This is a genomic window from Glutamicibacter protophormiae, assembly GCF_014647495.1.
GTDB classification, from domain to species: domain Bacteria; phylum Actinomycetota; class Actinomycetes; order Actinomycetales; family Micrococcaceae; genus Glutamicibacter; species Glutamicibacter protophormiae.
On the sequence record NZ_BMPH01000006.1, the window covers coordinates 14,031 to 26,993 of the forward strand.

A 12,963-nucleotide genomic window follows, 5' to 3' on the forward strand; every position below is an offset into this window, starting at 1 on the left:
TAGGAAAGGACGTGACCCAAAGTACACGCAGGCGCCCGGCTGATAGAATTGACCAATTCAGAGCCCTTTATCCGAGGAAATACCGTGCATTTAATGGTCGTCGAAGATGACGATGCCGTGGCGATGGCGTTGGTCGATGCCGTGAATGCCGCCGGCCACGATGCGGTCCGGGTCGCGCGCGGGGCCGACGCCCTGCTGCAGCACCAGCAGGCGCAGATGATCCTGCTGGATTTGGGGCTGCCGGACATGGACGGGCTGGAGGTCCTGCGCAAGCTGCGCCAGGTCACCGGCGTGCCCATCGTCATCCTCACCGCCCGCAACGACGAACGCAGCGTGGTGCGCGGCCTGCGCCAGGGCGCCGACGACTACCTGGTCAAGCCCATCGGCCTGGCCGTGCTGCTGGCCCGCATCGAGGCCGTCGCCCGCCGCTCCAGGGTGGAGGCGCCGGAGGCCGATGTCCTGGCCGTGGGGGAGCTGCGGGTGGACACCGGCAAGCGCGAGGCCTGGCTGGCCGAACGCGAGCTGCCGCTGACCGCCAAGGAATTCGATCTGCTGTCGCTGCTGGCCCAGCATGCCGGCTCCGTGGTCACCCGCGAACAGATCCTGGATTCGCTGTGGGGCGATGCGTTCATGGCGGTTTCCCGCTCGCTCGACGTCCACCTGACCGGGCTGCGCGCCAAGCTGGGGAGGCCGGGCATGATCGTCAACGTGCGCGGGGTCGGCTACCGCATCGAGGCCGTGGCCGCGTGAGGCTCCGTGTGCTGGGTGTGCTCGGCTCGCTGCTGTGCCTGATCGCGGCCATCCTGAGCATGCTGCTGCTGCAGAGCATCAGCCGGAACACCACCCAGGACATCCAGCTCAGCCGGCTCGCCTCGGTGAACCGCTTCGTCGAGCTGGGCACCTACGCGCAGGATGCCACCGACCACGAGGAGCTCCAGCTGGAGATGGACGCCTACTCGGAGCTGTTCGGCGAGGGGCTGCTGATCAGCCTGGGCGGGCTGCAGTTCACCTCCGGCGGCATCGATCCGCTGGATCCGGAGGTGGGCGCCGTGCAGCGCCGCGCCGCGCTGAACCTCGACCAGACCGGGATCGAGCCGATCAGCCCGTTCTCCGAGGACGCCGCGCTGATTGCCCGCCCCTTCGGGAACTCGACCCAGGTGCTGGGCTCGGTGGTCATGGAGGTCAACCTCGACGGCGCCCGGCAGGCGATCCTGCAGAGCTGGGGCGCGGTGGTGCTGGTGTCGCTGAGCGTCTGCGCCGGCATGCTGCTGCTCGCGGAGCGGCTTTCGGCCTGGGTGCTGCGGCCGGTGCACCGGCTGAGCGACGCGGTGGCGGAGCTGGCCACCACGCAGAGCCCGACGCCGCTGCAGGAAGCCGGCCCGCCGGAACTGCGCGCGCTGTCCCGGTCCTTTCAGCACATGGCGCAGAGCGTCGCCGACAGCCTGGCCCAGCAGCGCGAACTGATCGCCGAAACTTCCCACCAGCTGCGCAACCCGATCGCGGCCTTGCGGCTTCGCGTCGACCTGCTGAAGCTGCGGCTGGGGGAACAGGCCGAACCGGAGGGCGTCGCCGCCGTGGAACGGGAGCTTGAACGTGTTGAAACGCTGCTGGACGGGGTGCTGCGCCTGGCCAGCGCCGAGCACCGGCTCTCGGAGCGCAGCGCCGGCACCCCGGCCGCGCCCGGCACGGTGGTCCCGGCCCGGCTGCTGACCGAGGAAGTCGAACGGCAGAGCGTCGCGGCCCGGGAGCGCGGCATGCAGCTCAGGCTGGATCTGAATGCGCCCGGCAGCCTGGATGCCCGCGCGCAGTGCAACGGCTTCGAGCTGCAGCAGATGATCGCCGAGGTGCTGGAAAACTGCTTCAAGTACGCCTCGGGCGGTCCGGTCGACCTATCGGTCGCGGACCGCGGCCGGAGCGTGGATCTGGTGATCCGCGACTACGGGCCAGGGCTTGCGGCGCACGAGCTGTCCGCGGCCGCCGAGCGCTTCTGGCGGGCCGAGTCCTCCCGGCAGTCGCCGGGCACCGGGCTGGGCATGGCGATCGTGGACCGGCTGGTGCGGGCCAACGGGGGAGAACTGCTCCTTCAGGCGCCGGAGGGCGGGGGACTGCAGGTGACCCTGCGGCTGCCCGCGGCCGGCCCCGGCACCATGGTCGGCGCCGCAGGGGAGCAGGCCTGAGATGACGGGAATTCCTTCACGGCGCGCGGTGCTGGGTTATGCCCTGGCGGCCCCGGCCGCCGGACTGCTGGCAGGATGCGCCGCCGGACCGCGCCATGAGCGGTTGGACATCGCGGCCGGCGAAAGCGGCGGCATGTACTTCGAATTCGCCACGCTGCTCTCCCAGGCGGTGGTCCGCTACCGGCTCGCCGAGCACTCGTCCGCGCTGCAGACCGAGGCCAGCGCGCAGAACCTGCATCTGCTGGCGGAGCGCCGGGCCTCGCTGTCGCTGGCCCTGGCCGACACCGTGGCGCACTACCGGGCCGGCGCCAATGCGGGCAATCCGCTGGCCCTGGGCCGCGTGTACCAGAACTACTTCCACTGCATCGTGCGGGCCGACGCGCCCATCCGCGGGCTGTCCGATCTGGCCGGACGCCGGTTGGGAACTGGCGCGGCCGGCTCCGGGACCTGGGTGACCGGGCAGCGGATCCTGGAGCAGGCCGGGCTGAAGTCCGCGGGGACCTCGCCGAGGGAAAGCAAGCTGGGCTACGTCGCCGGGATCGCGGCGCTGGAATCCGGCCGGATCGACGCGCTGTTCCTCTTCGGCGGCATGCCCGTGGGCTCCGTCTCGGAGCTGGCCGCGCGCGTGGAGCTGCGCCTGCTCGACCTGTCCGCCGTGCTGCCCGGCCTGCGGTCCCGCTATCCCGGCCTCTACGACCGGGTGGTGATTCCGGCGGGGACCTACCCGGGCGTGGCCCAGGCGCAGAGCCTGGGCGTCGCGAACCTGCTGATGGCGCCGGCCAGCCTGCCCGAGAAGACCGCCGGCCAGGTGGTCAGGCTGCTGGTCGAGCGAGCCCAGGAGCTGATTCCGCACAGCAGCGCCGGCATCCAGTACCTGACCCCGCAGACCCTGGTCAGCACCGCGGGGCAGCCGCTGCACCCGGGCGCCCGACAGGCCTACCGGCAGCTTCATGGCTAGGCTGACGTGGTGTCACTTGTTGCGGGATTCGTTTTGCGCATTAGTGTTGAACCCACAAGCACCCGTTCGCGAGAGGAAGGCCTTCCATGCCGAAGCCTGCAGCTGTAGAACTCATGGAGGAGGAAGCGGTCGACTTCTGCCGCAGCCTGATCCGGATCGACACCACGAACTACGGCGGCAACAAGGGTGCCGGCGAACTGGAGGCGGCGCGCTACGTCGTCGCGCTGCTCGAAGAGGTCGGGCTGAAGCCCCGGATCTACGAGTCCGCGCCCGGGCGCGCGAACGTCGTGGTGCGGATCGAGGGTGCTGACGCTTCGCTTCCGGCGCTGGTCGTGCACGGGCATCTGGACGTGGTCCCGGCCATCGCCGAGGACTGGAGCGTGGACCCCTTCGGCGCCGAGGTCATCGACGGCATGATCTGGGGCCGCGGCGCGGTGGACATGAAGAACATGGACGCGATGATCATCGCCGCCGTCCGCCACCTGTGCCGGCAGCGCATCGTCCCGCGGCGGGACCTGGTCATCGCGTTCTTCGCCGACGAGGAAGCCGGCGGCGACTACGGGGCCGGCTGGATGGTCCAGAACCATCCGGAGCTGTTCGAGGGCGCCGCCGAAGCCATCAGCGAGGTCGGCGGCTTCTCCGTGGAGATCAACGGACGCCGGGCCTACATGCTGCAGACCGCCGAGAAGGGCATCGCCTGGCTGAAGCTCACCGCGCACGGGACGGCAGGGCACGGCTCGCAGATCAACACCGAGAACCCGGTGACGCGCCTGGCCGACGCGGTCTCGCGCATCGGCGGCCACCAGTGGCCGTTGTCGTACACGAAAACCACCCGGGCGCTGCTGGAGAACGTCGCCGAGCTGGCGGGCCTGGAGTTCAACGAGGAGGACCCGGCCCCGCTGCTGGAAGCCATGGGCAACGTCTCGCGGTTCGTCGGCGCGACGCTGCAGAACACCGCCAACCCCTCGGCCCTGGACGCGGGCTACAAGCACAACGTGATTCCCGGCCATGCCGAAGCCCTGGTCGACTGCCGCACCCTGCCCGAGGAGCACGAACAGGCGGTGGCGAAAATCAGGGAGCTCGCCGGCGAGCACGTCGAGCTGTCCATGGTGCACGAGCAGGATTCGCTGGAAGTCCCGTTCGCCGGGTCGCTGGTGGATTCCATGGTCGAATCGCTGCTGGCGGAAGACCCCGAGGCGGTAGTGCTTCCGTACATGCTGTCCGGCGGGACGGACAACAAGTGGCTGGCGACACTCGGAATCACCGGCTACGGGTTCGCGCCCTTGCAGCTTCCTGCCGATCTCGATTTCACGGGCATGTTCCACGGGGTCGATGAACGGGTTCCGGTCGACTCGGTCAAGTTCGGCGTGCGGGTGCTCGAAGGCCTGCTGCGCAGCTACTGATACACAGAATTCCAGACCACCGGATTCACAGGAGGAAAACCTTGTCCATTGAAACCGTGCTCAGCGACGAGCTGCTTGAGCGTTTCCGCCGGCGGGCGGCCGACTACGACAGGGAGAACAGCTTCGCGGCGGAGGACTTCCAGGAACTGGCCGCGGCAGGATACCTGCGCGCACTGGTACCGGTCGAACGCGGCGGACTCGGCTGGGATTTCCAGCAGCTGGCCCTGGCGCAGCGGCGGCTGGCCTCGGCCGCGCCGGCCACCGCGCTGGCGGTGAACATGCACCAGGTCTGGGCCGGGGTGGCCCACCTGCTGGCGGCCCGCGGCGACCGCCGCCTGGACATGGTGATCGATTGGGTGGCCAAGGGCGAGGTCATGGCGTTCGGCATTTCGGAGCCGGGCAACGACGCGGTGCTCTTCGACTCCAAGACCAGCGCGGTGACCCATTCCGACGGGTCGGTGTCCTTTACCGGGACCAAGATCTTCACTTCGCTCTCGCCGGCGTTCACGCGCCTGGGGATTTTCGGGAAGGACACCGTTTCCGGCGAGCTGGTCCACGCTTTCGTCGAGCGCGGGGCCGGGGTGCGTTCGCTCGGGGACTGGGACACCCTGGGCATGCGCGCGAGCCAGTCGCACACCACCAAACTGGACTCCGCCACCGCTCCCGAGGCCTGGGTGCACTCGCGGCTGCCGGCAGGACCGAATCCCGATCTGCTGGTCTTCGGCATTTTCGCGTCCTTCCTGACGCTGACCGCCAGCGTGTATGTCGGCATCGCCGAGCGCGCGGTGGAGCTTGCCACGGATTCGCTGGGCCAGCGGGTGCACCATGACGGCGTGAAGTACTCGCAGGACGTGCGGGCCCGGGGAATCCTGGCCGACGCAGCGATGCGCCTGCTGGCCCTCGACGCGCTGCAGCGTTCCGTGGCCGGAGACCTGGAATCCGGCGTCGACCACGGTGCGGCCTGGTTCCCGAAGCTGGTCACGTTGCGGACCCTGGCCGGGCAGACAGCCCGGGAAAACGTCCAGGGCGCCGGCCAATTGCTTGGCGGCGGGGCGTATTTCCGGGGCAGCGAATTCGAGAGGCTGTATCGCGACGTGCAGGCCAGCTGGTACCACCCGTCGAATGCGGCATCCGCGGCGAACACCGTGGCCAGCTGGCTGGTCGGGCCGCTGGAGTCATGACGCGCGACAGGCAGCACAACGGCGCGGAAACGGCCGGCTTGCTGCCTGTCTGTTCAGTCTTCGGTGCTACTTGGATGCGGTTTTCCTGCGTCCGGGCGGTTTCTTCACCGGAACCGGAGGGATGAAAGGCCCGTCGCCGCCTATGAGCTGCTCCAACCGCACCAGACCAACCAGTGTGGGGCTGGTGGAGGCGTATTCGACCCCGGAGGTGGGCCTGATACGGATCTTGTGCGGGGCCTCGCTGACCACTTCTTCTTCCCAGCCCGGTGTCTCCTTGGCGAGGTTGCAGGCAGGACAGCGGCCCGATGCATTTGAATAGTCGGTCTGGCCGCCTTTGGCATGTTGCATGACGTGGTCGACATGGCTTGGCGTGTTGTTGCAGTGCGGGGTGCGGCAGAACGGGTCCCTGAGCAGAATCATCTGGCGCAGCTGCCCCTTGAAGAGGCGTTCCTTCGAATCCATGGCGACCAGATCCTGGCCGTTGGGTTCCAGGAACAGCCGGCGGAGCATCGGCAGGGCCTCGACGCGGCGCCTGAACAGATCCAGCACTTCTTCCGGTGAATCGGGGCCGGCTGCCTGCCAGGCAATGGCCAAGCGGCGGGCGTATTCGGCGGGAATGCTTCCGTAGCCGATGATGCCGGCCAGCTGGTTCTCACCCAGCAGGAGCGACTTGTCGGTCATGACGAGGTTGATGTGGAGTTTCACCGGCAATGGCCGGTCAAGCGGAGCCCCGGTGGCGGTGCCGACCAGCGCGTCGGCCCGCAATTGCTCAAGGGTCCGCTGGTCACCCGCGGACTTGGCGGCCATGGCCTTGGACTCCAGGTCATTTTTCAGCGCCAGCCCCACTTCGATGGGAAGGCGCGCGTTGACCAGCATGCAGTCCTTGCCGGGCCGAATATGCACAAAACGGTCGCGAGCCTTCTTCTCCATGCGCAGGGTTTGCTCTTCGCTGTGGTTGGTATCGACGTATTTCTGGGCGAAGTCGCGAGCTGCCTTGGTCGACATGGAATCGAAAAGCGATGGTGCGTGGGCGTACATGCGGTCGAAAATCCGGCGTTCGTCGGAGGGCAGGTCGTCAAGGGGGCCCATGATCGCAAGGACCAGCGACTCGCTGAGGTCCCCGGCCTCGAAGCGCGAAAACAGGTATGGCATGTCTGGAATGAGATTGCGCATGCAGTGCAGATAGGCGATGGATCCGCTTTGCGAGCGACGCCGGGCGATCGCCACCATATGAGCGGTGCCGCGCTCCTGGTCGACGGGATGGTCCTCCGGGGTGCAGCCGGTGAGCGAATCGATGCGTGCCGCGGCGCGGGCCTGAACGGAAGACCAGAAAGCCTGCTGCCGTTCGGCTTGTTCGATGACCGTGATGCAGTCCGAGGCTTTGGTTGAATCCAGGGCTTGGTTGATGAACGCGGCGTCGAAGGGGTCAAGGCGCGGTGCGCCTTCGAAGCTCCACCCCTCGGGCGGCAGTTCTTCGAAGTAGTTTCGAGACACATCTAGATCTTCGAACATATATCCATTTTACGCCTGTTTGCGCCAGGAGAACAGGGTTTTGTGGCTGCGATGCCATGGAATCTATGGCAGCGGAGACAGCGTGCTCTGGACTCTCATGACCCGCCGGCGCAGCCAGTACTTGTAGGCGCCGCCCTCGTAGCGGCAGGTGCGCATCAGCTCCCACTTGCCGTTGTCAGCATGCTCGCGCAGCGCTGCGCGAGCGACATGCTTGGACTCGCCGGGAAAAGCGGTGATCACCATGTACTCGTAGCGAGAATCGTTTTCCTGGTGCAACGGCGCCTTAATGACTTCCTGAAGCATCGAACCCCCTATCGGAAAGGATGATTGCGTTGTAGCGTGATGCCATGAGTACTGATCCGAGCTACGCACTGCAGGCGCTCATCGCGCATTTGGAGCAACACCTGGCCGTGGTCTCCCAAAGCAGGGGATCGGCCGATGCCGCGATCGATACGGCTTTCGGGTCGCTCGCCGATGCCTTCGAAGACTACGAAGATGCGCTGTATGAACAGTATTCCGAACTTTTGCCATTCACGATACCTTCGGATGACCAGTGAGCACGACCACGGTATGAATTTTGCCCGCGCAGGTGTTTCCAGTGCGCTGCGCACCGGGCGGGTGAAGTAATGTCGAGGGGTGAATTGGTTTGAAGCAGCTTTCCTTGGACTCATCCAGGGCCTGACAGAGTTCCTCCCGATCTCGTCCTCAGCCCACCTGCGTATCGTCGGCGAGATCCTCCCCAACGCCCAGGATCCCGGCGCGGCCTTTACCGCGATCACCCAGCTGGGCACGGAGACCGCCGTGGTCGTTTTCTTCTGGCGTGACATCGTGCGGATCATCGGCGCCTGGGGCAAGGCGTTGGCGGGGAAGATCCCGCATTCGGACCCGGACGCGAAGATGGGTTGGCTGATCATCGTCGGCTCGATCCCGATCGCGGTGCTCGGCCTGCTGCTGGAAGACTACATCGACACCAACTTCCGTTCGCTGTGGATCGTGGCGACCACGCTGGTGGTCTTCGGCCTGATCCTGGCCATCGCGGACCACTACGGCCGCCAGACGCGCAGCCTTGATACGCTGACGCCGAAGCACGGCATCCTCTTCGGCTTCGCGCAGGCGCTGGCGCTGATCCCCGGCGTCTCCCGCTCCGGCGGCACCATCACCGCGGGCCTGCTCATGGGGTATACCCGGGAAGCGGCCGCACGCTACTCGTTCCTGCTGGCCATCCCCGCGGTGTTCGCCTCGGGCCTGTACAAGCTGGTCAAGTCCTTCGACGAGCCCGGCGTCTACACCCTGGCGCAGACCGGCCTCGCCACCGCGGTGGCCTTCGTGGTCGGCTTCCTGATCGTGGGCTGGTTCCTGAAGTTCGTCTCCTCCCACTCCTACCGCGTCTTCGTCTGGTACCGCATCCTGCTGGGCCTGGGCCTGTACGTCGTGCTGGGAATGGGCCTGATCAACCCGTAGGCGCATGATCCGCAGGTGTCCGTGAAGCGATTCACGGACACTTCGCGGTTAACGGGAATAAACCCAACTCTGCTTGACTTGGACTTAAAGAACTCAATCGTCGCATCTGCGAAAGGATGTACAACAGTGCACGCGTGGAAATCCCCGGAAGTACCGCACATCGTGGGCTCGGCCCCGATCCTGGAGGTCTTCGACACCTCATCCGGTGCGCTCCGGGCCACCGCGGAGGCGGCCACGGCGAACGAGCCGGCGAGCCTGTATGTCTGCGGCATCACCCCCTACGACGCCACCCACATGGGGCATGCGGCCACCTACGTCACCTTCGACCTGCTGCACCGCACCTGGCTGGACCAAGGCCGCGCGGTGACCTACACGCAGAACATCACCGACGTGGACGACCCGCTGCTGGAGCGCGCCGAGGCCACCGGGGTGGACTGGCGCGAGCTGGCCGCCTCGCAGATCGAGCTGTTCCGCGGGGACATGGAAGCGCTGAACGTGATCCCGCCGCAGCACTACGTGGGCGCCGTGGAATCGATCCACTGGCTGGTGCCGGTGGTCGAGCAGCTGCTGGACGCGGACCTGGCCTACATCGTGCCGGCCGGGGCCGACGGCGTGGAGGGCGACGTGTACTTCGACTCGATCGCCGCGCAGAACGACGCCTGGAAGCTGGGCACCGTCTCGGGCTACGACCGCGAAACCATGCTGGGCTTCTTCGCCGAACGCGGCGGGGACCCCGGCCGCGCCGGCAAGCGCGATGCGCTGGATCCGCTGCTGTGGCGCGCCGCCCGCGCGGGCGAGCCCTCGTGGGACGGCGGCAAGCTGGGCGCGGGCCGCCCGGGCTGGCACATCGAATGCTCGGTGATCGCCCGGCGCACGCTGCCCGCCCCGTTCACCGTGCAGGGCGGCGGATCGGACTTGATCTTCCCGCACCACGAATTCTCCGCGGCGCACGCGGCGGCCGTGGACGGCAAGGCGCTGGCGCAGGCCTACGTGCACACCGGCATGGTGGGCCTTGACGGCGAGAAGATGAGCAAGTCGCTGGGCAACCTGGTGCTGGTCTCCAAGCTGCGCGCCTCCGGCGTGGAGCCGGTGGCCATCCGCGCCGTGCTGCTCTCGCAGCACTACCGTTCTGACTGGTTCTGGACCGATCAGCTGCTTCAGCAGGCCGCCGCGCGCGTCGCCGCCTGGCGCGCACGCCTTGCCGGCACCGGGCTGGCCGAGGCCACCGCGCTGATGGCCGCCATCCGCGCGCGCATGGCCGAGGACCTGAACGCCCCGGCCGCGCTGGATGCCATCGACCGGTGGGCCGCCACCGCGCCGGAAGGAAGCGGCGAGGGCGAGTCGCTGGTCGTGGACGGGCTGGATGCGCTGCTGGGCCTGAAGCTCAGGTAGCCGAATGACGCCGCTGCGGGGCCCGCTTTCGTGATCCTAGATCTCGAAGTCGGGCCCCTGGCCGTCGGTGCGGTAGCGGCCGCGGCGGCGCAGGTAGCGCTCGAACTCGCGGGCGATGGTCTCCCCGCTGGCCTCGGGCAGCTCGCTGGCGTCGGTGGCCTCCTCCAGCTGCTGCACGTACTTGGAAACGTCCGGATCCGAGGCGGCCAGCTCGTCCACCCCCAGCTTCCAGGCCACCGCATCCTCGCGCAGCTGCTGGGCCGGGATCGATGCCGGCAGCAGCTCTTCGAGCAGTTCCACCAGCGCCAGCTGGACGCGCGGGCTGGGCGCCTGCGCCACGTAGTGGGACAGCTGCGCCCACAGCGACATCGTCGGGACCCCGCTGCGCTGCAGCTCGATGCCCAGCACCGAGGGGATGCCGGTGGGCCCGGAATAGCCCGAAGCGGTGATGTTGAAGTGCTCCTGCAGTCCCGGATCGTCGCTGGACATGGAGGTCGGCACCGGGCGCGTGTGCGGCACGTCGGCCAGCAGCGCGCCCAGGGTCAACGCGGCGCGCACATTCTGCGCGGCCGCGTACTGCAGGATCTGGGCGCAGAATCCCTGCCAGCGGAACGTCGGCTCCACCCCGAGAACCACCACCAGGTCCGCGTCGGCCGCCGGCTGCGCGATGCGGTAGATATCGGTCTGCGGCCATTGCACCTCGCGGCCGCGCTCGGTCAGCTTCGAGGTGGGCCGGGTGAACTGGTAGTCGTAGTAGTCGTCCAGACCGATGGTCGCCACGTGCTCCGGGGCGCTGGTGTCGAGGATGCGGCGCACCGCATCGCTGGCGGCCGAGCCGGCGTCGTTCCAGCCTTCGAAGGCGGCGACGAGCACCGCCGGGCGGCGCTCATGGCCGCCGCGCGCGATGAAGCCGTTGAGCGTCGGCGCGTGGTATTGCTCGGTCAACCGGGACTCCCTTGGCGTTATCGTGTGAGGTTTCGGGCTTCCGCTGCGGGGGTGCCGCAACGGCTTAGCCCCACTCTTCCATCTAGAATGGACTCATGCCAAGCACCAGTTTTGCCTTTGACACAAATCTGCCGCCCGAGGGCCCGCACGCCGTGCTGTGGGACATGGACGGCACCCTGATCGACACCGAGCCGTACTGGATCGCCGCCGAAGGGGAACTGGTGGCCGCCCACGGCGGGACCTGGAGCGAGGAACAGGCCCATGCCCTGGTCGGCAGCGCGCTGCCCGATGCAGCCCGGGTGCTGCAGGCCGCCGGGGTCCAGCTGGGCGTGCGCGAGATCATCGATAAGCTCGGCGCCCGCGTGGCGGCCGGGATCCGCGAGCGGATGCCGTGGCGCCCCGGGGCCCTCGAACTGCTCACCGGGCTGCACGCGTCCGGGGTGCCGCAGGCGCTGGTGACCATGTCCGAGCGCAGCGTCGTGGACGAGCTGCTGCCGCTGCTGCCCGCGGGCATCTTCCAGGCCACCGTGACCGGGGAGGAAGTCTCCCGGGGCAAGCCGCACCCCGAGCCCTACCTGCGCGGGCTGCGGCTGCTCTCCGAGCTGGCCGGCGCGCCGCTGGACCCGGCCCGCTGCATCGGCCTGGAGGACTCGGCCCCCGGCATCGCCGCCGCCAGCGCCGCCGGCCTGCACGCGGTGCTGATCCCCAATGCCACCGATCCCGGCACCGGGCCCTGGCGCCGGGTGGACTCGCTGGCGGGCGTCGACCTGCAGACCATGACTTCCTGGCTGGCCCAGGTGAACGCATGAGCGAAGAAACGCACAAGGCGCCGGGGCTCAAGCTCGGGCGGATCGGCGGCGTGCCGGTCTACCTGTCCTCCTCCTGGTTCATCATCACCGCGGTGATCACCGTCTCGATGGGCGTGCAGCTCTCGCAGACCGCGCTGGTCCCGGCGGCCGGCGCCTACCTGCTGGGCTTCGCCTGCGCCGTGGCGATCGCGTTGGCGGTGCTGGTGCACGAGGTCGCCCACGCCATGGTGGCGCGCGCCTTCAAATGGCCCGACGCGCACATCGTGCTGACCCTGATGGGCGGGCACACCCAGTTCGGCTCCTTCAAGGCCAGCCCCGGCGCCTCGCTCTGGGTCGCGCTGGCCGGGCCGCTGTCCAACTTCGCGCTGGCGGGCCTGGGCTGGGGGATCGGCCAGCTGGCCGAGCTGAACATCTACCTGGAATTGCTGCTCGACTTCGGCGTGTACGCGAACCTGCTGCTGGGCGCATTCAACGCGCTGCCCGGCCTGCCGCTGGACGGCGGCCGGCTGGTCGAGTCGATCGTCTGGAAGGCGACCGGATCGCAGTACAAGGGCACCATCGCCTCGGCCTGGGTGGGCCGGGCGATCGCCGCCGCGGTGGTCTTCTTCTTCGTGGTCTTCCCGTTCCTGCGCGGCCAGGAGGTGCAGATCATCACCGCCGTGGTGGGGCTGATGGTCGCCGTGTTCATGTGGCAGGCGACCACCGCGCTGATCGGCCACTCCAAGCTGATGCTGAACCTGCCCACCGTCATCGCCTCCGACCTGATGCAGCCGGCCAGCGCCATGGCCTCGGCCGCGACGGTCGCCGACGTGCACCTGCGCCGGGCCCAGCGCGGCGGCCAGGTCATCCTGGTCGACCCGCGCGGCATGCCCGTGGGCGTGGTCGACGAGGCGGCGCTGTCCCGGGTCGACCCGGCGCACGCCGCGCAGGTCCCCGCGCTGGCAGTCTCCCGGGCGCTGGGCGAAGGCGCCGTGGTGGCCGAGGACTCCGACGGCCGCGAGCTGATCGACTACCTGGCCAGCGTGCCCACGGCCGAATACGCGGTGATCTCCCACCGCGGCGTCGTGGTCGGCCTGCTGCACCAGGCCGACATCGTCAACGCGGTCACCGGCCGCAGGAAATAAC

Annotated in this window: 13 protein-coding genes; 10 read left to right on the top strand and 3 right to left on the bottom strand. The window is 68.3% G+C overall.

The features are described 5' to 3' along the window. The first annotated feature begins 84 nt into the window (after positions 1-84). The 5 genes from IEY43_RS08550 (at position 85) to IEY43_RS08570 (ending at position 5,719) form a co-directional block, all read left to right on the top strand. Positions 85-750: a response regulator transcription factor gene (locus tag IEY43_RS08550; RefSeq protein WP_188948188.1), complete on the top strand. Its 666-nt coding sequence runs from the start codon at positions 85-87 to the stop codon at positions 748-750. Next, the gene (locus IEY43_RS08555; protein WP_188948189.1) at positions 747-2,177 is read left to right on the top strand and encodes a HAMP domain-containing sensor histidine kinase; all 1,431 of its coding nucleotides are present in this window, start codon (positions 747-749) and stop codon (positions 2,175-2,177) included. The genes IEY43_RS08550 and IEY43_RS08555 overlap by 4 nt, the downstream gene beginning before the upstream one ends. 1 nt (position 2,178) lies before the next feature. Then, positions 2,179-3,135: a TAXI family TRAP transporter solute-binding subunit gene (locus IEY43_RS08560; protein WP_188948190.1), complete on the top strand. Its 957-nt coding sequence runs from the start codon at positions 2,179-2,181 to the stop codon at positions 3,133-3,135. Positions 3,136-3,221: 86 nt separating this feature from the next. Beyond that, entirely contained in the window at positions 3,222-4,538 is a 1,317-nt protein-coding gene (locus IEY43_RS08565) for a M20/M25/M40 family metallo-hydrolase (RefSeq protein ID WP_188948191.1), read from the top strand. A 41-nt stretch (positions 4,539-4,579) separates the two neighbouring features. Continuing rightward, positions 4,580-5,719: an acyl-CoA dehydrogenase family protein gene (locus tag IEY43_RS08570; RefSeq protein WP_188948192.1), complete on the top strand. Its 1,140-nt coding sequence runs from the start codon at positions 4,580-4,582 to the stop codon at positions 5,717-5,719. Between the two features lie 66 nt (positions 5,720-5,785). Here IEY43_RS08570 and IEY43_RS08575 read toward each other — a convergent pair whose 3' ends face one another. Further along, positions 5,786-7,231 carry an HNH endonuclease gene (locus IEY43_RS08575; RefSeq protein WP_188948193.1) on the bottom strand — a complete coding sequence of 482 codons (1,446 nt, stop codon included), beginning with the start codon at positions 7,229-7,231 and terminating at the stop codon, positions 5,786-5,788. Positions 7,232-7,294: 63 nt separating this feature from the next. Next, positions 7,295-7,534 carry a DUF5703 family protein gene (locus IEY43_RS08580; RefSeq protein WP_188948194.1) on the bottom strand — a complete coding sequence of 80 codons (240 nt, stop codon included), beginning with the start codon at positions 7,532-7,534 and terminating at the stop codon, positions 7,295-7,297. A gap of 44 nt (positions 7,535-7,578) precedes the next feature. On the opposite strand from IEY43_RS08580, the gene IEY43_RS08585 reads away from it, so the two are divergent. The 3 genes from IEY43_RS08585 (at position 7,579) to mshC (ending at position 10,084) form a co-directional block, all read left to right on the top strand. After that, positions 7,579-7,788 (top strand): hypothetical protein, encoded by a 210-nt coding sequence (locus IEY43_RS08585; protein ID WP_047119094.1) that lies wholly within the window; start codon positions 7,579-7,581, stop codon positions 7,786-7,788. Positions 7,789-7,867: 79 nt separating this feature from the next. After that, the gene (locus IEY43_RS08590; RefSeq protein WP_188948195.1) at positions 7,868-8,692 is read left to right on the top strand and encodes an undecaprenyl-diphosphate phosphatase; all 825 of its coding nucleotides are present in this window, start codon (positions 7,868-7,870) and stop codon (positions 8,690-8,692) included. 126 nt (positions 8,693-8,818) lie between these two features. Further along, on the top strand, positions 8,819-10,084 hold the full coding sequence (mshC, locus tag IEY43_RS08595) for a cysteine--1-D-myo-inosityl 2-amino-2-deoxy-alpha-D-glucopyranoside ligase (RefSeq protein ID WP_188948196.1): 1,266 nt from the start codon (positions 8,819-8,821) through the stop codon (positions 10,082-10,084). Positions 10,085-10,120: 36 nt separating this feature from the next. Here the strand turns inward: mshC and IEY43_RS08600 are convergent, their stop codons facing one another. After that, entirely contained in the window at positions 10,121-11,029 is a 909-nt protein-coding gene (locus IEY43_RS08600; RefSeq protein ID WP_188948197.1) for a proteasome assembly chaperone family protein, read from the bottom strand. Between the two features lie 95 nt (positions 11,030-11,124). On the opposite strand from IEY43_RS08600, the gene IEY43_RS08605 reads away from it, so the two are divergent. Then, positions 11,125-11,838, top strand: a complete 714-nt coding sequence (locus IEY43_RS08605) for an HAD family hydrolase (RefSeq protein ID WP_188948198.1) — start codon at positions 11,125-11,127, stop codon at positions 11,836-11,838. Then, the gene (locus IEY43_RS08610; RefSeq protein WP_188948199.1) at positions 11,835-12,962 is read left to right on the top strand and encodes a site-2 protease family protein; all 1,128 of its coding nucleotides are present in this window, start codon (positions 11,835-11,837) and stop codon (positions 12,960-12,962) included. The genes IEY43_RS08605 and IEY43_RS08610 overlap by 4 nt, the downstream gene beginning before the upstream one ends. Position 12,963 lies beyond the last annotated feature (1 nt).

Bases quoted from the DNA above. Each gene is read 5' to 3' on its own strand.
- IEY43_RS08585 (WP_047119094.1), top strand. From the start codon at position 7,579: ATGAGTACTGATCCGAGCTACGCACTGCAGGCGCTCATCGCGCATTTG.
- IEY43_RS08605 (WP_188948198.1), top strand. From the start codon at position 11,125: ATGCCAAGCACCAGTTTTGCCTTTGACACAAATCTGCCGCCCGAGGGC.
- IEY43_RS08560 (WP_188948190.1), top strand. From the start codon at position 2,179: ATGACGGGAATTCCTTCACGGCGCGCGGTGCTGGGTTATGCCCTGGCG.
- IEY43_RS08575 (WP_188948193.1), bottom strand. From the start codon at position 7,231: ATGTTCGAAGATCTAGATGTGTCTCGAAACTACTTCGAAGAACTGCCG.
- IEY43_RS08610 (WP_188948199.1), top strand. From the start codon at position 11,835: ATGAGCGAAGAAACGCACAAGGCGCCGGGGCTCAAGCTCGGGCGGATC.
- IEY43_RS08565 (WP_188948191.1), top strand. From the start codon at position 3,222: ATGCCGAAGCCTGCAGCTGTAGAACTCATGGAGGAGGAAGCGGTCGAC.
- IEY43_RS08580 (WP_188948194.1), bottom strand. From the start codon at position 7,534: ATGCTTCAGGAAGTCATTAAGGCGCCGTTGCACCAGGAAAACGATTCT.